The sequence below is a fragment of the Cupriavidus basilensis genome (genome assembly GCF_008801925.2).
Taxonomy (GTDB): domain Bacteria; phylum Pseudomonadota; class Gammaproteobacteria; order Burkholderiales; family Burkholderiaceae; genus Cupriavidus; species Cupriavidus basilensis.
The window spans coordinates 121,346-142,065 of sequence record NZ_CP062805.1 but is presented as its reverse complement, the minus strand read 5'-3'; the positions used below and the strand labels follow the sequence as shown (position 1 = coordinate 142,065).

The following is a 20,720-nucleotide window of genomic DNA, read 5'->3' as shown; positions in this document are numbered from 1 at the left end:
GGCAATCACTCGCGTAGCCGCAAATTTCGCGCCATGTGTTGGCACACGCTTTGCAGTATGTCGGTCACTTGCGTAGATCCGACCTGAAATGGACACACTGAAGACACTCCCGTTCCAGACACCCGGCGCAGGCCTTTCCTGCCTGCGGGGTATTCGCGTGCTCGACTTCACCACCTCGGTGGCTGGCCCTTATGGCACGCTCCTGCTCGCCGACCTGGGGGCCGAGGTCGTCAAGGTGGAAAAGCGCCATGGCGGCGACGATACACGCAGCTGGGGGCCGCCGTTCCTGGACGGTGAGTCCCTGTGGTTCCTGAGCATGAACCGCAACAAGCAGAGCATGACCATCGACCTCACACGCCCGGAGGGCCAGCGGGTGGCGCATGAACTGGTGCGCCATGCCGACGTCGTCGTCCTCAACACCGCCCAGCGTGTGCAGGAAAAGCTCGGCCTCGATTACACGACGCTCAAGGCCATCAACGGCAGGCTGATCCATGTGTCCGTGACCGGGTTCGGGCTCGAGGGCGAACGCGCCGACCTGCCATGCTACGACCTCATCGCAGAGGGCTACTCAGGAGTCATGCACCTGACCGGCGAGGCGGATCGCCCGCCCCAGAAGGTCGGCACCCCTGCCGCCGATCTGCTGTCCGGCCAGGACATTGCCATGGCCACGCTGGCCGCGCTGTTCGAACGGGAACGCACGGGGGCCGGAAAGCAGATCGATGTGTCGATGGTGGCGACGATGGCGCGGTTCATGGCGCCGCGGATCGTGCCCTATCTGGGTTCCGGCGAGGCGCCGAACCGCTCGGGCGGGACTGATTCCGTGATCGCGATCTATCAGGTCTTCGATACCGCGGATTCCCCCATCACGCTGGGACTCGGCAACGACGCCATCTGGCAGCGCTTCTGGACGGCGGTCGGGCGTCCGGACTACGCGCGGCAACCGGGATTCGAGACCAACGCCCGCCGGCGCGAGGCGCGCCAGGCGATCGTGCAGGCCATTGCCGAACTCCTTGCGACGCAACCACGCCAGCACTGGCTTGCGCTGTTTGCGCAACACCGCATCCCGTCCGGCCCCATCAACAGCATTGACCAACTGGCCGACGACATCCCGCTGCGCGAGAGCGGCATGTTCTTCGCCACCCAGGGCATTACCGGCCTGGTGCCGCAGGTTGGCCTGGGCATCCGCTTCGACGGCGCCAGTGCCGTGCTCCGCAACCCGCCGCCGGCGCTGGGCGAGCACACCGAACGCATTCTCAGGGAAGAACTTTCCATGTCCGCGACATGCATCGCGGGCCTCATCGACTCAGAAATCGTCTAAACAGGAGACACGATGTCCTATACCGAAATTCTCTACAAGGAAGACGGCCCCATCGGCACGATCACGCTGAACCGTCCCCACGACGGCAACATGTTCACCGAGACCATGTGCCACGAGATCCGTGACTGCATCAACGCGATCCGCCGCGAAACCCGCACCCGCGTCATCGTGATCACCGGCGCGGGCGACAAGTTCTTCTGCACTGGCGGGCGCAAGGACGGCATGCAGGACACCACGCTCTACGCGGGCGTGCTGCCGACGCTGGAGATGTACGAAAGCATCGACCGCCTGCAGAAGCCGGTCATCGCCTCGGTGAACGGCTTTGCCGTCGGCGGCGGCAACGTGCTGCAGGTGGTCTGCGACCTGACCATTGCCAAGGAGTCGGCCATCTTTCGCCAGGTCGGTCCGATGGTCGGCAGCTTCGATGCGGGCTATGGCACCTGGTATCTGGAAGACCTGGTGGGAAAGAAGCGCGCCAAGGACATCTGGTATCGCAATCCCAAGATGACGGCACGCGAAGCCATGGAAATCGGGCTGATCAATCGCGTCGTCCCGGATGAGCAACTGGCCGAAGCCACGCGCGAATATGCGCTGGAGGTGGCCGAGCGCGGCGCGTTTGCGCTCGCCTCGCTGAAGAGCGCGTTCAACGCGCGTCATGGCGGTGTCAGCGGGCTGTCCCGCATGGCGCATGACCTGCTGCTGCGCGGTTATCTCGACACCAGCGAACACGACGAACTGGCGGCGGCGTTTGCCGAACGCCGCAAGCCGGATGCTTCCAAATTTGGCCATTGATGCCCGGGTGAAGATCATGCAAAACATCCTGACGCTGCACAATCCGCAGAATGCACGGGACTACTACCTGTCGGGGATCTGGCAGCAGGAGACCCTTTACACGCTCGCCCGTCGCCATTCGCGGGAACGCCCCACGTCGGCCGCCCTGCGCGACGCGGATGTCCGGTTGACCTGGCGCGAAGTGGTCGACTGGGTCGATAGCGTAGCCGAGGCGCTGCACAGGCAGGGCCTGAAACCTGGTGACCGGGTCGGCATCTGGCTGCCCAACGTGGTACAGGCAACCATCGTGTTCCTGGCCTGCTCGCGCAATGGCTACGTCTGTTGCCCGTCACTGCACCAGAACTACACCGTCGACGAGATCTGCACGCTGCTGAACCGCATCCAGTGCCGGGCCCTGTTCGCAATGCCCGGCTACGGCGCCGATTCGGACCACAACTCGATCTTCGGCCGCGCCGCCGACATTCCGACGCTCGCCGCCATGTTTGCCATGCCCGGCCAGGCCAATGGCGACTTCACCCTGCCCGCCGACGCCCATCCATTCCCGGATCAGCTGCCGCCCTCCGCACTGTCGACGCCGGACCTGAACCCGGACAAGATCGTGTATCTGGCCTTCACGTCTGGCACCACAGGCCTCCCCAAGGGTGTGATGCACAGCGACAACACGCTGCTGGCCAACGGACGCGCACTGGTCAACGACTGGGGTCACTCGGCCGATACCACGGTTCTGACGCTGAGCCCGATGAGCCACCACATTGCCACCGTGGCCCTGGAACAAGTGCTGGTGGCAGGCGCGGAGCTGGTCATGACCAACCTGCGTGCCGGCAAGCATGCTCTCGATTGGATCCTGGAAACCGGCGCCACGTATGTGATGGGGGTGCCGACCCACGCCATGGACATTCTGCAGGCCGTGCGCGACCGCAAGCTGACGTCCCTCGGCGAAGTCCGCACCTTCTACATGGCGGGCGCGGCAATCCCGCGTGATGTGGCGCAGAAGTTCCTGACGCTCGGCGTGACGCCGCAGAACGTCTACGGCATGACCGAGAACGGTTCGCACAACTACACCATCCCGTCCGATACCGCGGACACCATTGTGTCGACATGCGGGCGCGCGTGCCGCGGATATGAGGTCCGCCTGTGGAAGCAGGACAACTGGGACGTCGAGGCCGAAGTGGGCGAGATCGGTGAGATCGGCGGGCGCGGCGGCTTGCTGATGCTGGGCTACTTCAGCAACCAGGTCGCCACGGAAACGTCGTTCAACATCCATGGCTGGTTCATGAGCGGCGACCTCGGGATCATCGACGAGAACGGCTGCATCGTGATCGTCGGGCGCAAGAAGGACCTGATCATCCGCGGCGGCCACAATATCCACCCCGCCCGTATCGAGGAACTGGCCATGCGGCATCCCCTGGTGGAGCGCGCAGCGGCCTATCCCGTGCAGGACGAACGACTCGGCGAGAAGGTCTGCCTGTCGGTTGTGCTCCGCGCGGGTCAAACGCTGGAACCGGCTGACATGCTCGCCCACCTGGCGAGCTGCGGCCTGTCGAAGTACGACATGCCGGAGTACTTCCTGGGCCTGGACCAGTTCCCGCTGACACCCAGCGGCAAGATCCTGAAACGCGATCTGGTCGAGATGACCATGCGTGGCGAACTCAAGCCGCAGGCGGTGCGCTACAAGGCCAGCGCTACAGCAGGAGCATGACCATGTCCATCGATATCAAGTTTGACGGCCCGTACGCGATCCTCACGCTCAACCGGCCCGAAGCCCGCAACGCCTTGCAGTTCACGATGATCGAAGCACTGTCGTACACGCTCGATCAGGTGGCAGCCTCCGGCGCTCGCGCGCTCATTGTGACTGGGGCCGGGCCGAAGGCGTTCTGCGCCGGCGCCGACATCAAGGAACTGATGGACCGCAGCCTGATGGCACAACGCCAGGGCGCACAGCTGGGTCAACGTATCTTCGACAAGCTGGCCAGCCTGCCGATTCCGTCGGTCGCCGTATTGCATGGCTATGCCTTTGGCGGCGGGCTGGAGCTGGCCATGGCCTGTACCTTCCGTATCGCGACGGTACATGGCCGAATGGGTCTGCCGGAGATCAAGCTCGGTCTGATCCCTGGCTACGGTGGCACGCAACGTTTGCCACGCCTCGTTGGCGAAGGCCGTGCGCTGGAGATGGTGATGTCCGGACGAACAGTCGACGCGATCGAAGCCGAGCGCATCGGATTGGTGAACCGTGTGGTGGCCGCCGGCGACCCGGCCGAACTTGGCAAGGCTTTCATGTCCGAGTTCATCGGCTATAGCCGTTGCGCCTCTCAGTTCGCAAGAGAGGCAGTGGTACGCGGCATGGAGACCACGCTCGACGCCGGACTCGAGATCGAGGCCGACCTGTCCACGCTGGCCTACCAGACGGATGACTCCGTCGAAGGCATGCGCGCCTTTATCGAGAAACGCACACCGGAGTTCAAGGATGCCTGATCTCACCCAGGGCGCCGTCATCGTGACCGGCGGGAGCCGCGGCATCGGTGCCTCCATTTCCGTGGAGCTGGCACGCGCCGGCCTGCACGTTGCCTGCCTTTCGCGTTCGGGCGAACTTCCTGACGCCGGCTCGCTCGATGCCGATGCACAGAAGCGGCTGGCGGCAATACACTGCGATATCACCGATGCCGCTTCTGTCGACGCGGCATTCGCCGAGGTGCCCACTCTGTTCGGCAAGCCGATCGTCGGCCTGGTCAACAACGCGGGCATCCACCTGCAGGGGCCGTCCGCATCGTTCCCGATCGCCGACTTCGAGCGCGTGATGCAAACCAACGCCTCGTCGGTCCTGCTCGCCAGCCAGGTGGCCTACCCCTACCTGCGCGAGGCCGGCTCGGCGCTGATCGTCAACATTGGCTCGTTCTACGACAAGCTCGGCGTGCGCGGCAATGCCGCCTATTGCGCATCCAAGGCTGCCGTCGGCGCGATCTCGCGCTGCCTGGCCGTCGAATGGGCGCGCGATGGCATACAGGTCGTCAATATCGCGCCTGGCTATATCGAGACCGATCTGAACCGCGACGAGTTGAACGAAGGTGCGCTCCAGGCATTCCTCAAGAAGCGCATTCCCGTCGGAGGCCCCGGGCAGTCCGACGATATCGGACGGCTTGCCGCCATGCTGTTCCGGCTGCCCGGCCGCTTCCTGACCGGCGAGACGCTCTATGTCGATGGCGGCCAGGGCATGGCGCTGTAGCACTAGTCCACTGAATCATTGAAATGGGAGGCGAAGGACATGTCAGGCGGGATGCAGCGCAGGCGCAAAGCGCAGCAATAGCACGGCTATTGCGAGCATTTGCAACGACGCGATGCGCCCGCATGACATGGCAGGCGCCGACCAATTTCAGTGATTCAGTGGACTGATCCGGGCGGTTCACAGCCCACCAACGGAGGAAGACATGAACATGCTGGACCGGATGGACGCGCGGCTGCCGCTATCGTCCGAGGAACGCATGCTCCTCGACAGCGTCAAGGAGCTTTGCAACACCCAGATCGCGCCACGGGCGGCCGAGTACGACCGCACCGGGGTGTTTCCCTGGGAGAACGTGAAAGCCATCAATGAACTGGGCCTGAACGCCATGTTCATCCCTGACAACTATGGCGGCGCGCAACTGTCCTTCCTGAGCTATCTCGCTTGCGTGCGGGAGATTTCGAAGGCTTGTGCCTCCACCGGTATTGTCTGGGCCACGAACTTCCACGCCATTAAGCCGCTGATCCAGTACGGGAGCGAAGAACAGAAGAGTCGTCTGCTGCCGCGCATTGCCGAAGGCGGCCTGGCGTCGCTGGCAATCACCGAGCCCTCTGCGGGATCGGATGCCACTGGCATGCGCACCACCTTTACCCCCGACGGTGACGACATCGTCATCAATGGCGGCAAGACCTTCATTACCAACGGCGACGTGGCCGACCTGTATCTGGTGTTCGGCAAATGGTCCGAGATCAGCGATCCGAAGGCCGCCATCTCCGTGCTGATTCTGGAAAAGGGCACGGAGGGTCTGCGCGTGCTCGGCACCGAGCACAAGATGGGCACCCGTGCGTCCAGCACGGCCAGCCTGGCCTTCGACGGCTGCCGCGTGCCACGCGCCAACCTTATCGGCGCTCCCGGCGAGGGCCTGCAGATCCTGTTCGGCTCGCTGAACCGCTCGCGCCCCAGCGTTGCCGCGCATGCCCTGGGCATTGCGCGCGCGGCGTTCGAGGATGCGGTCGACTACATCAACGAGCGGCGCCAGTCCGGCAAGCGGATCCTCGAGTTCCAGGGCATCCAGTTCATGCTGGCAGACCTGGCCACGGAGCTGGCCTTGTGTGAATCGTGGCTCTGGCGCGTGGCCGAGATGGTCGATGCCGGCGACCAGGATTTCGGCATCGAAGCCTCGATGCTCAAGCAACGCGCCACCGACGCGGCCATGCGCATCACGACCGATGCCGTGCAACTGTTCGGCGGCTATGGCTACTGCAACGACTACCGGGTCGAGCGGCTGATGCGCGACGCCAAGATTACCCAGATCTGGGAAGGAACCAACCAGGTGCACCGGCAGCTGATCGGGCGCAGCTTCCTGAAGAAATAGGAGACGAACGTGACAACCATTCAAACCGTCGGCGTCGCGGGCGCCGGCACCATGGGCGCGGGCATCGCCATCGTTGCGGCCCGCGCGGGCTTCAAGACCATCGTATTCGATGCCCGGCAGGATGCGCTGGACCGCGCCCGCGGCCAGACCGAAGCGTTCCTGAAGAAATCCGAGGAGCGCGGCAAGCTGCCGGCCGGCGCCGCCGCTGAGGCGTTGTCCCGCTGGGAGGGCACTACCTCACTGAGCGACCTGGCCAAATGCGACATCATCATTGAAGCCATCTTCGAGGATCTTGCAGTCAAGCATCAGTTGTTCGGCCAGCTCAATGAGGTCTGCCCGCCGGCTACCCTCTTCGCATCCAATACGTCCACGATCTCTATCACCGAAATCGCCGGCGGTTCCGGCCGGCCGGACCGCTTCGTCGGCATGCATTTCTGCCTGCCTGCGCAGCTGATGAAGCTGATCGAGATGTCGCCAGGCCTGGCCACTTCGGATGAGACCTTCCAGAAAGCGTGGGCCTTTGCCGAGGCAATGGGACAGAAGCCGGTGGCCACACAGGATACGCCGGGCTTCATCCTCAACTACTTCCTGATCCCGTTCAATAACGATGCGATCCGGCTGGTGGAACAAGGCGTCGCCGAGCCGGCCGACATCGACACCGCCATCAAGACTGCGCTGGGCTATCCGATGGGCCCGCTCGAGCTGCTGGACCTGGTCGGCATGGACACCCAGAAGCTGCTGTGCGAAGCCATGCATGGCCTGACCCACGAGCCGCGCGCCGCCTGCCCGCCGCTGGTGCGCCGCATGATCGCCGCCAGGCGCCTGGGCAAGAAGACCGGCAAAGGCTTCCATACCTACGGCGACACCAAGATGTTTGGAGCCTGATATGCGCTACGAAATCATACAAGCTGGCGAGAGCCGTTCCTTTCCCGAATCCCATCCCTTCCTCGAACAGGCAGCGGCGCAAGGCGACGGGCTGGTCTACCTCGGTTCGCAAGCCGGTCGCGCCTACAGCGTAGGCAAAGGACACGAAGCGCGCACCTTTGTCGCCATCGAGCTGGGCACCGAATGCCTGGGCATCCACACAGGCGAGAGCCGCGGCGTCGAAGGCTCCAATGTGGTTGGATTCGCCCGCTTTCGTCTCGGCGACGCCGACCCGAGCCCGCTGGTGGAACTCGTCAGGCAACCGGGCACGACCCCTGGCGCGATCGAAGCCGCCAAGGTGGTGTTCCAGGCTGCGGGGCTGGTTGTCGCGGTATGTCATGACTTTCCGGGTCGCATCGTCGACCGGCTGATCCGCCCGTACTTCAATGCGGCGCTGCGCCGCCTGGACGAGAAACTGGCCAGCGCCGATGACCTGGACAAGACCTTGTGCCTGGGCCTCGGCTACCCGGAGGGTCCGATCTCGCTGCTGGAACGGACTGGCCTGGCGCACCATTTCCGTGTCACTCAAGCCTTGCATGAAGCTCTCGGGCAGGAGCCTTATGCCCCGGCGCGGCGCGCGCGCGTCGCAGCGGAGCGCGAGGAACGCGAAGAGCGGGTAAAGCGATGATTGCCATGAGCCAACCCCTGACCGGTGTGAAGGTGCTGGATTTCAGCACCCTCCTGCCCGGACCGCTGTGCTCGCTGCTGCTGGCCGAGGCGGGAGCCGAAGTCATCAAGTTCGAGCGCCCCGGCCGTGGCGACGAAATGCGCGCGTATGAGCCGAAGGTCGATGACGACAGCGCGAATTTCGTGCTGCTCAACCGCGGCAAGCAATCTGTCGCGATCGACCTGAAGGCGCCTGAGACGCTGAGCCAGTTGACGCCGTTGATCCGCGATGCCGATGTCCTGATCGAGCAGTTCCGTCCCGGCGTCATGGATCGTCTGGGCCTCGGCTATGCAGCGCTTTCGGAAATCAACCCACGGCTGGTCTACTGCTCGATCACCGGCTTCGGACAGTACGGCCCGCGCGCATCAGAAGCCGCGCATGACCTGAACTATGTGGCGGCATCCGGCACGCTGTCGCTGACTGCCGGCAACGATGGTGCGCCGGTCCTGCCGCCTGCCCTCATTGCCGACATTGCTGGCGGCACCTATCCGGCCATGATCAATATCCTGCTCGCCTTGCGTCAGCGCGACCAGACCGGCAGGGGCGTTCACCTGGATGTGGCCATGGCCGACAACCTCTTTACGTTCCAGTACTGGGGGCTTGGCAACGGCGCGCTGGGATCGTGGCCCGCACCGGCGTCGGAGCTGGTCACGGGAGGCACGCCGCGCTACCAGATCTACCGTACCGCCGATGGTGCCTTCCTGGCGGCCGCGCCACTGGAAGACAAGTTCTGGGACAACTTCGTCGCACTGGTCGGGCTGGATGCGGACGCGCTGGCGCGGATGTCACCGGACCAGGCCATCGGTGCCGTTGCGGCGGCCATTTCCCGGCACCCGGTTGCCTATTGGGAAGACCGCTTCGCCGGGCAAGACGTCTGCACCAGCCGTGTGGTCAGTCTGGAAGAAGCCCGGCACGATCCGCATTTCCGGGAACGCGGCCTGTTTGACCGCACCGCTACCACTGCGGCGAACGGGAGCATGCCGGCATTGCCGGTGCCCATCGATGCCGCCTTTCGCAGCCAGGATCGCTCCGCCGCGTCCCCGGCCCTGGGAGCACACAACCAACTTCTGAATCGCTGAGGTCCAGCCGACATGAAAGCCATCGTCATCCAGGAATTCAATGCACCAGACGCCGTCACCATCGGCGACCTTCCCGACCCGCAGGTTGGCGACGGCGACGTGCTCGTCGAAGTCCGAGCCGCCGCGGTCAACTATCCCGACGTGCTGGTGGTGCAGGGCAAGTATCAGATCCTGCCGCAACGCCCGTTCGCACCGGGCAAGGATGCCGCCGGCGTGGTACGCGCCGTCGGTGCCAATGTCACCCATGTCCAACCTGGCGATCGCGTGGTGGCGCAACTGGAATATGGCGCGTTCGCCGAGCTCGTCAGCGTGCCTGCCGATTCATGCTTCCGCATCCCCGATGCCATGCCGTTCGAAGACGCTGCCGCGATGGGGCTGGCATATCAGACCGCCTACTTCGCCCTGGTGGAACGTGGCGGATTCCGTGCCGGCGAGACTGTGCTTGTCACCGGGGCTGCCGGCGGCGTCGGCTCGGCGGCCATCCAGATCGTCAAGGGTCTCGGCGGCATCGCGCTGGCCGGCGTCAGCGGTGCCGAGCACGCGCAGGCGGCACGGGAACTGGGAGCCGACGCAGTGATCGATCTTTCCGCCCCTGACCTGCGCGAATCGCTGCGCGAGCAGGTGCGCAATGCCACCTCGGGCCATGGCGCCGATGTGGTGCTTGACACCCTGGGCGGCGATGTCTTCGATGCCGCACTGCGTGCGATCGCATGGTGCGGCCGCGCGGTGGTCATTGGCTTCGCGGCCGGCCGCATCCCCGAGATCAAGGCCAACTATCTGCTGCTCAAGAACATTGGCGTCAGTGGCCTGCAGTGGAGCGACTATCGCGATCGCCAGCCGGAAAAGGTGCTGGCCGTACAGCAAGAGATCTTCAAGCTGTATCAGCAAGGTGCGCTCAGGCCGAAGATCGCCGGTGCCCTGCCCCTTTCCCGTGCCGGTGAAGCGCTGGCGCAGCTCGCCTCCGGGCAGGTGTCCGGCAAGTACGTGCTGACGCTGAACTGAGGCTTACCGAACAACCCTGGGCGAATGCCATGCCCGTCTGCAGCCGTGGGTTCCTCCTCACGGCTGCAGTGCTTTGCGGCGTCGCCCACCATCTCCTGCGATCCGGACATCATGAACACAACCTCTCCTTCGATCACCGCTATCCAGACACTGGGCATCGTCGGCACCGGCGCCATGGGCCGCGGCATCGCCCAGATCGCCGCGCAGGCAGGCCTGACCGTCAACCTGTACGACGCCAACCCGCAAGCGGTGGAAGCGGCACGCAAGTACCTGCAGGATACGCTCGGCAAGCTGGCCGAAAAGGGCAAGATCTCGGCGGCTGACGCCCAGGCCACGCTGGGCCGCGTGAAGCCGTGCGGCGCGCTGGAAGACCTGGCCGGCTGCGACATGGTGGTGGAAGCCATCGTCGAGAAGCTCGAAGTGAAGCGAGATCTCGTGGCGAAGCTGGAAGCCGTGCTGCGTCCTGACGTGGTCATCGCCTCGAACACCTCGTCGCTGTCGATCACCGCGATCGCCGTGGGCGCAAAGGAACCGGGCCGCGTGGTCGGCTACCACTTCTTCAACCCGGTGCCGCTGATGAAGGTGGTCGAGGTCATCGACGGCCTGTCCGGCAACCCGGCCGTGGGCGATGCGCTGATGGCGCTGTCGCGCCGCATGGGCCATACGCCGGTGCGCTGCAAGGACATGCCGGGCTTTATCGTCAACCATGCCGGCCGCGGCATGAATATCGAAGGCATCAAGGTCGCGCAGGAAGGCGTGGCGGAGTTCGCCGACATCGACAACATCATGCGCGAGCAGGCCGGCTTCCGCATGGGGCCGTTCGAGCTGATGGACCTGACCGGGCTGGACGTGTCGCACCCGGTGATGGAATCGATCTACAACCAGTTCTACCAGGAGCCGCGCTACCGCCCGTCGCCGATCACGGCGATCCGCTCGGTTGGCGGGCTGGTCGGCCGAAAGGCCGGCGCCGGCTTCTACCGCTACGTGGATGGCCAGAAGCAGGTCCCGGCCACGGCCGCGGCCGCGGTCCCGTCGGCCCGTCCGGCCAGCGTGTGGGTCAGCCGCGCCAGCGAACGCGGCCATGCCATGGTGACGAAGCTGCTCGGCGCGCTCGGTATCACGCCTGAAAGTGGCGACCAGCCTTCCGCCGAGGCACTGATCGTCGTCACGCCGCTGGGCCTGGACGCGACCACCACCGCGCTCCAGCAGGGCCTGGACGCCTCGCGCACGGTGGCCATCGACACCCTCCTGCCGTTCGAGGCCACCAAGCGCCGCACGCTGATGACCACGCCGGCCACTGGCGCCGCCGCGCGCGACGCCGCGCACGGCCTGTTCGCGAGCGACGGCGTGCCGGTCACGGTGATCCGCGACTCGGCCGGCTTCGTGGCCCAGCGCGTGCTCTGCTGCATCATCAACATCGCCAGCGATATCGCGCAGCAGCGCATTGCCTCGCCCGCGGACATCGACCTGGCCGTGAACCTGGGCCTGGGCTACCCGAAGGGCCCGCTGGCCCTGGGCGACGCCGTCGGCCCGCAACTGGTGCTGGAGACGCTGCGCAACATGGAAGCCCTGACCGGCGACATGCGCTACCGCCCGAGCCCGTGGCTGTGGCGCCGCGCCGGCCTGGGCCTGTCGCTGCTGACGGACGAGGCTTGATCGCCCCCCGACCATCAAAGACCGCAGTGCAGCCAGAGGTCGCTCCCCTTTCGCTCATTCTCCAATCGCCAGCGTATGCGCGTGTCCATCTGCGCGGGCTGCGTTTCCCGTTCCCCGTGATTGCAGAGGTCATCGAAGGTGATTGTGAGCTCAACGTGCCGGGTCAGATGCGTGCAACCCACGACGGTGGATGGCACGCGATCCGCCCGCTCGAGTCGCCACACCTTGTGCTGGCAGAGCGCGCCCGCGTAGCGTTCCGGCAGCTGCCGTGGTCCGGTCAGCGGATACGGGTAGAAGAGCGATCGCACAAGCCAATTGCGAGTAGCCTGGCTATGGCGGTGTTCCAGGCACCGCAAAAGCCGTGGCGGCTCGCATCGGCGTCGCGAGAGCTCCGCATCGATCAGGCGGGTCAATTGTCCCGAACCTTGTTGAGTGAAGGCGAGAGCTTTGTCGATCTGGTGGCGACGCAGCGCCTGATGCGCGCGCTGTTTGACCTCGCCGGCGCCGACCGGGAAGCTGCAAGGGTCGGATCCTATGGCTTCCCGGATCGCGCTCGCTTCGAAGATGCGATCTTCGATCGATTCGGGGTGAACGCTTCACTGCTGCATCGTCTGCTGAATGGCCGCTAGCAAGGGCGAACAACCTGCCCGCGGCGCCCCGTAGCGATGACTTAGCCGGCCGACCGCGTGCTGCCGGCCGTCTTTCTAGCAATCATCGTCCGGACGGAAGCCGGCCAAGGACCGCCCCAACCAGTCCTTTCCGGAACAACAGAACGCACAGAATGAAAATGACACCGGTCACGAGCGTCACTGACTCGCCAAGGGATGCGAACCAGTCGATCCCGGTGACATTGGCAAGTCCGGCACCTATCTCGCCCAGCTTGTTCTCCAGGATCACAATGACGAGCGCACCGGCGACTGGCCCGCTCAACGTCCCCATCCCGCCCACCAGCGTCATCAGGATGACTGCCCCCGACATGGTCCAATGGACGTCGGCCAGCGTCGCAAAGCCAAGCACCAGCGCTTTCATCGCTCCCGCCAGTCCCGCCAGCGCGGCCGACAGCACGAAGGCCATCAGCTTGAAGCGGTCTGTACTGTAGCCCAGCGAGATGGCGCGACTCTCGTTCTCCTTGACCGCCTGGAGGAGCTGGCCAAACGGGGAACTGACTATGCGGGCAATCAGCACCATCGCTGCGACAAAGACGGCGACAACGACATAGTAGAAGCTGACATCCGATGACAGGTCGATCACCCCGAACAACGCGCCGCGCGGAACGCCTTGCAAGCCGTCCTCGCCGCCCGTTTGCGGTGTCTGCAGGCAAATGAAAAAGAACATCTGTGCCAGCGCGAGCGTGATCATGGCGAAGTAGATGCCCTGGCGGCGGATTGCCAGCACGCCCATCAGAAATCCAATCGCTACGGCGGTTGCCACGCCGATCAGCAGGCTGACCTCCGTCGTGACATGCCAGTTCTTGATCGCATACCCGGCTATGTAGCCCGCGCCGCCGAACAAGGCGGCATGGCCGAACGACAGCAAGCCGGTGTAGCCGAGCAGCAGGTTGAATGCCGCGGCAAACAGCGCAAAGCACAGGATCTTCATCACGAAGACCGGATAGAAGCCAAGATGGGGCGCCAGCAACAGCAGTGCAACCAGCACGATGGAGATGTATGCCGGCGCCCGGCTTCGCACCAACGCGTCCCCACCGGCCGCCGAGGTCACCGTTGAAGGGAGAGAGAATTCGGTCATCACTTTTCCTTGCCAAACAGCCCCGCCGGACGAAGCAGCAGGACAATCACCATTACAACAAAGACCACCGTTGACGACGCTTCCGGGTAGACCACCTTGGTCAGCCCCTCGATCACGCCCAGGCCCAGACCGGTGACGATGGCGCCGAGGATCGAGCCCATTCCACCGATCACTACAACTGCAAACACCACGATGATCAGGTTCTGTCCCATCAGCGGCGACACCTGGATCACCGGCGCGGCCAGCACCCCGGCGAACGCAGCCAGTGCCACGCCGAAGCCGTAGGTCAGGGTGACCATCAGCGGCACATTGACGCCGAACGCCTCGACGACCTTGGGGTTCTCGGTGCCCGCACGCAGGTAGGCGCCCAGCTTGGTCTTCTCGATCACGAACCACGTGCCCAGGCAGACCGTGATGGAAGCCACCACGACCCAGGCGCGATAGTTCGGCAGGTGCATAAAGCCAACGTCGGTAGCGCCCTGCAGCAGCTCGGGCGCGGAGTAAGGCTGGCCCGAGACGCCGTAGATTGACCGGAACACGCCTTCGATCACCAGCGTAATACCCAGCGTGAGCAGCAGACCGTAAATATGGTCTAGCTTGTAGATCCAGCGCAGCATCGTCTTTTCGATCAGCACGCCCAACAAGCCGATGACCAGGGGCGACAGCAGCAGCATTGCCCAGTAGCTCAGCCCGACGTACTCCATGCCGGCCCACGCCAGCAGAGCGCCCAGCATGAACAGCGCACCGTGCGCGAAGTTGATCACGTTGAGCAATCCAAAGATCACCGCCAACCCCAAGCTTAGCATTGCGTAGAACGCGCCATTCGCCAGGCCGAGCAGCAACTGCGACATCAAAGCCGGCAGGGGAATTCCAAAATCAAGGTTCATTGCACTTCCCCTCGTTACACGCCGAGCAGCTCATTGAGCACCGGCATCTTGTCCTGCAGCTCGTCGGCGGCAAAGCGCTCGACGATCGCGCCGTGCTCCATCAGGTAGAAGCGGTCGGCCAGCGGCGCGGCGAATCGGAAATTCTGCTCCACCATTACCACCGTGTAGCCCTTCTTCTTGAGCATCAAGATCATGCGCGCCAGGGCCTGCACAATCACAGGCGCCAGCCCTTCCGAGATCTCGTCAAGCAGGAGCAGGTTCGCCCCGGTACGCAAGATCCGGCCCACGGCAAGCATCTGCTGTTCACCGCCGGAGAGGCGCGTGCCCTGGCTCTGCTTGCGCTCCATCAGGTTCGGGAACATGTCGTAGATCTCGGCCTTGCTCATGCCTTTTCCCGCATTGGCGCTCTTGAGTTCCGGCGGCAGCAGCAGGTTCTCTTCGCAGGACAGGCTTGAGAAGATCGCCCGCTCTTCGGGACAGTAGCCAATGCCGTAGTGCGCGATCTTGTGTGTCGGCAGGCCGATGGTTTCGTGGCCGTTGACCTTGATCGATCCCTTGCGCGTACCGGTGAGTCCCATGATCGCGCGCAGCGTTGTCGTGCGCCCGGCACCATTGCGCCCAAGCAGCGTGACCACTTCGCCACGATTGACGGTCAGGTCCACACCATGCAGGATGTGCGACTCGCCGTACCAGGCATGCAGGTCCCTGATCTCGAGGGCCGGGGTGTTGTCGTTTGCCATTACTTTTTCCCCCTCAATGCGCGCCTTGCAGCTCGGCGTCGGCCGTACCCATGTAGGCTTCCATGACGCGCGAATCCTTCGAGACTTCGGCGTAAGGGCCCTCGGCCAGAATCGCACCGCGTTGCAGTACGGTGATCTTGTCGGCAATCGACGACACGACATTCATGTTGTGCTCGACCATCAGGATCGTGCGGCCGGCAGAAACCTGCTTGATCAGCTGGGTCACGCGATCCACGTCCTCATGGCCCATGCCCTGCGTCGGCTCATCGAGCAGCATCAGTTCCGGCTCCATCGCGAGGGTGGTCGCGATCTCGAGCGCACGCTTGCGGCCGTAAGGCAGGTTGACAGTGATGGTCTCGGCGAACTCGGTCAGCCCGACTTGTTCGAGCAAATCCATCGCGCGGGCATTTAGCACGTCGAGCGAACGCTTGCTGCGCCAGAACTGGTAGGCAGTACCCAGTTGACGCTGCAGGCCGATGCGTACGTTCTCGCGTACGGTCAGGTGCGGGAACACCGCGGAAATCTGAAACGAGCGGATCACGCCCCGCCGCGCAATCTGCGCTGGCTTTTCGCGCGTGATGTCGATGCCGTTGAACAGAATGGTGCCGGCGGTCGGCTCCAGGAACTTGGTCAGCAGGTTGAAGCAGGTGGTCTTGCCCGCGCCGTTCGGCCCGATCAAGGCGTGGATCGAGCCGCGGCGTACATTCAGGTCGACTTCACTGACGGCAGTAAAGCCTCTGAATGACTTGGACAACCGCTGCGTCTGCAGAATGAAATCCGGCATAACAGGAGCAAAGCCAATCTGGAGAAAAAGGAAGCGTCTTCCGCGCGGCCGGGGCGACGCAGCGGCCGTGGAAAGACGCCCGGAGAGTGCGTAGAAGCGTGGCCAGCTGCCTGGCCACCTCAAGTTCCCTAGTGCGTCAGCCCTTGAGCGGACAGGCGCTCTTTTCCAGTGGCTCGAAGGCCTTGTCCTTGGGGATGATCTTGCGGATCTTCAGCAGGTCCCATTCGCCCTTGGACTCAGACGGCTTCTTGGCTTCAGCCAGGTACATGTCATGCGCCATCAGCCCGTTTGCCAGAATGCGGCCGTCCTTGGCAAAGAAGTCATTGACCGGCGTCGCGCGCATCTTCGCCATGACCTTGTCGGGGTCCGCGCTACCTGCCGCCTGTACCGCCTTCAGGTAGTGCGTCACCGCGGAGTACATACCGGCCTGAACCATGGTCGGCATCATCTTGGTCTGTGCGAAGAACTTCTTGCCAAAAGCGCGGGTCTCGTCGTTGTAGTCCCAGTAGAATGCCGTGGTGAACTGCAGTCCCTGCGCCGCCTTCAGGCCCATGCCTTTCAGGTCGCTATCGAAAATCAGCAGCGGCGCCACCACCTGCTTGCCAGTCCCGAGTCCGAACTCCGAAGCCTGGCGAACCGCATTCTGTGTATCGCGTCCCGCGTTGGCCAATGCAATCACCTGCGCATTTGACGCCTGTGCCTGCAGCAGGAACGATGCGAAGTCCGATGCCGCAAGCGGATGGCGGACCTTGCCGGCAACCTTCCCGCCCAGCTGCTCCACCACATTGATGGCATTCGACTCGAGCGAATGGCCGAATGCATAGTCGGCGGTGATGAAGAACCAGTCCTTCTTGCCTTCTTCCAGGATTGCGCGTGCCGTGCCGTTTGCCAGCGCGTAGGTGTTGTACACGTAGTGAATACCGTAAGGCGAGCACTGCTTGCCCGTCAGTTCCGTAGTGGCGGAACCCGCGAAGATCGTGATCTTCTTTTTGCTCTCGCCAAGTTTCTGCAGCGCCAGCGCCGAGGCCGAGTCGGTGGACTCGATGATCATTTCGACGTTGTTCCGGTCATACCACTCCCGGGCACGGGTGGAAGCAATATCGACCTTGTTCTGGTAGTCGGCACCCAACACCTCGATGGGCCGGTCCAGAACCTTACCGCCGAAGTCCTGAACCGCCATCTTGACGGCTGCGATACCGCCAGGACCGCCGATGCCGGAATAGACCCCGGACATATCTACCAAGGCGCCGATGCGGAATGGCTCCGCGGCGGAAGCCAACTGGCAAATCGCCGTCAGTGCGGCGAGTGCGCCGAAGCGCAGTGCGGGTGCATTCATGGATGTCTCCAATCGTTCGTTATCATGACGGACAGCGTTTTCCTCGAACACATTCACCGTCCATACCCGCTATCTGCAACTTCGGTGCCAGGTCCAATTACGTCCGTTTTAGCCATAAATATGCCCTTGGAGGTGTATTCGCCCCCCGCTGAGTACACTCGTGCCTGCGAACATGTATTTACCGAAGACAGTCCCAAGGCAGGCCATCGGCTACAAGTCCGGCATGCAAACCTTCTGCAAGCGCACAGCAGCGAACTCTCCTTGAAGCAGTTCTTGAAATTTTGATAGATCCGTGCAGCCAGGTTCCCTCGAAGCTCTCTGAGAAGCCTGTGAGTTCATCGTACTGGCAGCCGGCGGCGATCGCGTCGGAAGCCGCCTCGGCGCACAGCATGCCGCTCTTGATGGCGGCGTGACTGCCCTTGAGGCGCGCCGCATTCAGAAAGCCGGCGTCGCAACCGACGAGTGCGCCGTACGATCCTTTCAAGGACTTCGCCTACCTCACCGTTGCCGTGCAGGCGCCCAACGTCCTTTCGGTGCCAGCAAACTCCCGCTTCAAGACCATTCAGGACAACATCGTTTCCTACGAGAAGGCCAATCCCTGAGACGAAGACGTCCGCATCTGCCGGAAACGGGACAAGCGACCATCTCACCGCGGATCTGTTCTGGCAGAAAGGATCTGTTCTGGCAGAAAACCGGCACAACCGGGATCCACATACGTACATGGGCGGCGCCCCGGCGAAGAACGACCTGCCTGGCGGACAGGTCGACGCCACCTTCATGAATCTCAATACAGCGGTCCCGCACATCAAGGCAGGCAAGCTGCGCGCTCGCCTATCCTGCCCGACGTGCCGACCATGGAAGAGTCCGTCGTCAAGGGCGTGACGGTCTACTCCTGGCAAGCGGTTGCTATGTTCCGTTGACTAACTCGAGCATGAAGATGCTCGGCACTACATCGCAGTTGCATCGCCTGACGGCCGGAAAAGGCTGTATCGCTCAGTGAATCGCTCTGCTCAGCTAGTATCTACATCTGAGCTTCTTTGTGATGCGCCGCCCACTTGCCGGCGGCCGATGGGTTCCCGGCGCGCAGGGGCACCGTCGGAGGCTGCAGCCCGCCCGACGCGGAAAACGAACGCGCAGACCTGCCGCCACAGGAAGAAGGTCCGGCGGCGTGGCGCCGACCTATTTGTCATCGAAGAGCCAACCCACGGGAATCGCCCCGTTGATCTTGACGTCGAGGAGCACAGGCCCCTCGGGGTTCCTGAGCATCGGCGCTGCCTGTTCCAGGTCCTGCATGCTGCGAATGGTGGCCGTCTGGAAGCCCAAGGCCTCGGCAATCGGCGCAAAGTCGATATCCAGGAAAACCGTCTTTGCGGTCGGCATGTTCTGCAGCTTGAGGAAGTGGACTTCCGCGCCATAGGCACAGTCGTTCATCAGGATCACGACGAGCGGAATATCTTCCCGAACCACGGTCTCCAGCTCACCGAGCGTCATCAGCAGGCCACCGTCACCGATCACTAGTACAGTGGTGGCATCGGGTTCGCCGCGCGCGTAACCCAGTGCCGCGCCGATGCCCAGGCCGATCGAGGCGAAGTCTGTGGCCTGGCGGATGCTGCGTGGATCGGGAACGCTCAAGTAGGGCAACGCCTGCAGGAAATTGCCGGCGTCGTACACGACGTTACGGTTGCGCGGCAGGATGTTGTCCAGCGCGAGCGCGGCCGCGCGTGCATCGACGGTTCGGGGGGTGTGCTGCGGCGTGAAGTCCTTGTCCAGCGTGAAGCTGTCGAGCCAGCTCCGGTAGGACTCGCCGTGGAATTCCTTGATCTCCGGGCGGCGAGCGGGAACCGACTCAAGCAGCGCCTGGGCCGCGAGCTTTGCATCGGCCACCATGGCCACGTCGGCATCCAGCCAGCGTCCGATGTTGGCGCGGGTGCTGTCGACGTGAATCACGGGCACCTCGGTCGGTATAGCCGTTCCCATGGAGGTGGTCCGGCCGTTCAGACCGGCGCCGAACGCAAGAATGCAGTCCGCCTGCTCGATCAGCCGGCGTCCGCCGGCATGGGAATAGGAGCCCACCAGCCCGCAGTCCATCGGGTGGCCTTGGAATAGATCCTTGGCCTTGAGCGTCGTGCTGAGTGCCGCCCCCAGGTGTTCGGCCAGGGCGATCAGGTCTTCTCGCGCTCCGGCCTCGTAGGCCCCCCAGCCAGCGATGATCAGGGGGCGCTTGCTCGCGGCCAGCAGTGTGGACGCGGCCGCGAGCGCCGTCTTGCGCGGAGGACGCCTGATTATGGTCGGGGGCGGCGCGAGCGTCGGGGTGGTGGCCGAGAGGTCGACGCTGGCCCGCTGTACGTCGGTTGGCAGCAGCAGTGCCGCCGCGCCGGCATGGGCGGCACTGACCGCCTGCGCGAGCACCTGGCGGGCGCTATGGGCGTCCCTCGCGACGAAGGGCTCGAGTCCGGCTGAACGCAGCGCGCCCACGGCGTCGAAGGCCTTCAGGTCGGGGCCACAGCTGTGAGCGGGCGGCCGAAGCGCCGCGTCACCGAAGATCATCAACACCCCCGAACGGCTGCGTTGCGCATAGGTGGCCGCGTGCATGGAGTTCGCGGCGGCGGGGCCCCGTCCCAGCACCGCGACGCCCAGCTTGCCGGTGGCAGCCGCATAACCGTCGGCCATGGCGATCGCGGTGTTCTCATGTCGGCTGCCATGGAACTGAATGCCTATGGAGTCCAGGGTTGCGACGAAGAGTGCCGTATCGTCGCTAATCAAGCCGAACGCGACCTCCACGCCCATCGTCTTGATGTCCTGAGCCAATGCCTCATACACGGGCACGAGTTTCTGAGTCAATTTATCTACCTCCAACGATTGCCACACACTGCTGCCTGGGCCAGAAGGCCGTGGGTTTCAGTATCGAATGCTTGGTACAGCAACTTGCGTGTGCCACGCGATGACCACGGTGAATCTGTTGGACACTCTTTGCATCCCAGCCTATGGCGTGCGAGGCAGTGTATTCCGTGAACACAACCTGTCCATGTCGCGGACATGAAGTCGCCATGCGTGTCGCTGCCGCTTCAGGTCATCAGCACACGGCCCGAGCTGATCGATGCTCGCGCTTCCGGTGCGAGCGCGTGCGCCCGATCCATGAGGCTCTTGATCAAGCCCCCATCCCGCATGCTCGATACCAAACGCCCCGCTCGCCGAATGAG

General features: G+C 63.8%; 19 protein-coding genes and 1 pseudogene. 13 read left to right on the top strand and 7 right to left on the bottom strand.

Going from position 1 to position 20,720, the window contains the following annotated elements; genetic code table 11:
- Nucleotides 1-88: 88 nt before the first annotated feature.
- The 12 genes from F7R26_RS36215 (at nt 89) to F7R26_RS36160 (ending at nt 12,656) form a co-directional block, all read left to right on the top strand.
- Nucleotides 89-1,318, top strand: a complete 1,230-nt coding sequence (locus F7R26_RS36215; RefSeq protein ID WP_058697540.1) for a CaiB/BaiF CoA transferase family protein — start codon at nt 89-91, stop codon at nt 1,316-1,318.
- 12 nt (nt 1,319-1,330) lie between these two features.
- The gene (locus F7R26_RS36210) at nt 1,331-2,110 is read left to right on the top strand and encodes an enoyl-CoA hydratase-related protein (protein WP_058697539.1); all 780 of its coding nucleotides are present in this window, start codon (nt 1,331-1,333) and stop codon (nt 2,108-2,110) included.
- A gap of 16 nt (nt 2,111-2,126) precedes the next feature.
- Complete coding sequence (locus tag F7R26_RS36205) at nt 2,127-3,809, top strand: class I adenylate-forming enzyme family protein (RefSeq protein ID WP_058697671.1); 1,683 nt, start codon at nt 2,127-2,129, stop codon at nt 3,807-3,809.
- A 2-nt stretch (nt 3,810-3,811) separates the two neighbouring features.
- Nucleotides 3,812-4,582, top strand: coding sequence for an enoyl-CoA hydratase/isomerase family protein (locus tag F7R26_RS36200; protein ID WP_058697538.1), 771 nt, complete (start codon nt 3,812-3,814; stop codon nt 4,580-4,582).
- A complete protein-coding gene (locus F7R26_RS36195; protein ID WP_058697537.1) occupies nt 4,575-5,330 on the top strand; it encodes an SDR family NAD(P)-dependent oxidoreductase in 756 nt (251 codons plus the stop codon). Before F7R26_RS36200 ends, F7R26_RS36195 begins: the two co-directional genes overlap by 8 nt.
- A gap of 202 nt (nt 5,331-5,532) precedes the next feature.
- Entirely contained in the window at nt 5,533-6,699 is a 1,167-nt protein-coding gene (locus F7R26_RS36190; protein ID WP_058697536.1) for an acyl-CoA dehydrogenase family protein, read from the top strand.
- A gap of 9 nt (nt 6,700-6,708) precedes the next feature.
- Nucleotides 6,709-7,584, top strand: a complete 876-nt coding sequence (locus tag F7R26_RS36185) for a 3-hydroxyacyl-CoA dehydrogenase family protein (protein ID WP_081050224.1) — start codon at nt 6,709-6,711, stop codon at nt 7,582-7,584.
- A gap of 1 nt (nt 7,585) precedes the next feature.
- Complete coding sequence (locus F7R26_RS36180; protein ID WP_058697535.1) at nt 7,586-8,251, top strand: 3-hydroxyacyl-CoA dehydrogenase family protein; 666 nt, start codon at nt 7,586-7,588, stop codon at nt 8,249-8,251.
- Nucleotides 8,252-8,256: 5 nt separating this feature from the next.
- Nucleotides 8,257-9,369, top strand: coding sequence for a CaiB/BaiF CoA transferase family protein (locus tag F7R26_RS36175; protein WP_058697669.1), 1,113 nt, complete (start codon nt 8,257-8,259; stop codon nt 9,367-9,369).
- 12 nt (nt 9,370-9,381) lie between these two features.
- Entirely contained in the window at nt 9,382-10,371 is a 990-nt protein-coding gene (locus tag F7R26_RS36170; RefSeq protein WP_058697534.1) for an NADPH:quinone oxidoreductase family protein, read from the top strand.
- A 111-nt stretch (nt 10,372-10,482) separates the two neighbouring features.
- Nucleotides 10,483-12,027: a 3-hydroxyacyl-CoA dehydrogenase gene (locus tag F7R26_RS36165; protein WP_058697533.1), complete on the top strand. Its 1,545-nt coding sequence runs from the start codon at nt 10,483-10,485 to the stop codon at nt 12,025-12,027.
- Nucleotides 12,024-12,656: a hypothetical protein gene (locus tag F7R26_RS36160; RefSeq protein ID WP_143010700.1), complete on the top strand. Its 633-nt coding sequence runs from the start codon at nt 12,024-12,026 to the stop codon at nt 12,654-12,656. The genes F7R26_RS36165 and F7R26_RS36160 overlap by 4 nt, the downstream gene beginning before the upstream one ends.
- Before the next feature lie 82 nt (nt 12,657-12,738).
- Here the strand turns inward: F7R26_RS36160 and F7R26_RS36155 are convergent, their stop codons facing one another.
- From F7R26_RS36155 to F7R26_RS36130, 6 genes and pseudogenes are all read right to left on the bottom strand, one after another.
- Nucleotides 12,739-13,773, bottom strand: a complete 1,035-nt coding sequence (locus tag F7R26_RS36155) for a branched-chain amino acid ABC transporter permease (RefSeq protein WP_081050223.1) — start codon at nt 13,771-13,773, stop codon at nt 12,739-12,741.
- Nucleotides 13,773-14,660 (bottom strand): branched-chain amino acid ABC transporter permease, encoded by an 888-nt coding sequence (locus tag F7R26_RS36150; protein ID WP_058697531.1) that lies wholly within the window; start codon nt 14,658-14,660, stop codon nt 13,773-13,775. The genes F7R26_RS36155 and F7R26_RS36150 overlap by 1 nt, the downstream gene beginning before the upstream one ends.
- Nucleotides 14,661-14,674: 14 nt before the next feature.
- The gene (locus tag F7R26_RS36145) at nt 14,675-15,400 is read right to left on the bottom strand and encodes an ABC transporter ATP-binding protein (protein WP_058697530.1); all 726 of its coding nucleotides are present in this window, start codon (nt 15,398-15,400) and stop codon (nt 14,675-14,677) included.
- A 13-nt stretch (nt 15,401-15,413) separates the two neighbouring features.
- Nucleotides 15,414-16,184 (bottom strand): ABC transporter ATP-binding protein, encoded by a 771-nt coding sequence (locus F7R26_RS36140; protein ID WP_058697529.1) that lies wholly within the window; start codon nt 16,182-16,184, stop codon nt 15,414-15,416.
- A 136-nt stretch (nt 16,185-16,320) separates the two neighbouring features.
- Nucleotides 16,321-17,520 (bottom strand): ABC transporter substrate-binding protein, encoded by a 1,200-nt coding sequence (locus tag F7R26_RS36135; protein ID WP_058697528.1) that lies wholly within the window; start codon nt 17,518-17,520, stop codon nt 16,321-16,323.
- A gap of 288 nt (nt 17,521-17,808) precedes the next feature.
- Nucleotides 17,809-17,989, bottom strand: a pseudogene (locus F7R26_RS36130) (electron transfer flavoprotein-ubiquinone oxidoreductase); the annotation flags it as partial.
- On the opposite strand from F7R26_RS36130, the gene F7R26_RS41645 reads away from it, so the two are divergent.
- Entirely contained in the window at nt 17,983-18,402 is a 420-nt protein-coding gene (locus F7R26_RS41645) for a tripartite tricarboxylate transporter substrate-binding protein (RefSeq protein ID WP_412459398.1), read from the top strand. The pseudogene F7R26_RS36130 and the gene F7R26_RS41645 overlap by 7 nt on opposite strands.
- Before the next feature lie 297 nt (nt 18,403-18,699).
- Here the strand turns inward: F7R26_RS41645 and F7R26_RS36120 are convergent, their stop codons facing one another.
- Complete coding sequence (locus F7R26_RS36120) at nt 18,700-20,361, bottom strand: thiamine pyrophosphate-binding protein (protein WP_143010699.1); 1,662 nt, start codon at nt 20,359-20,361, stop codon at nt 18,700-18,702.
- Nucleotides 20,362-20,720 lie beyond the last annotated feature (359 nt).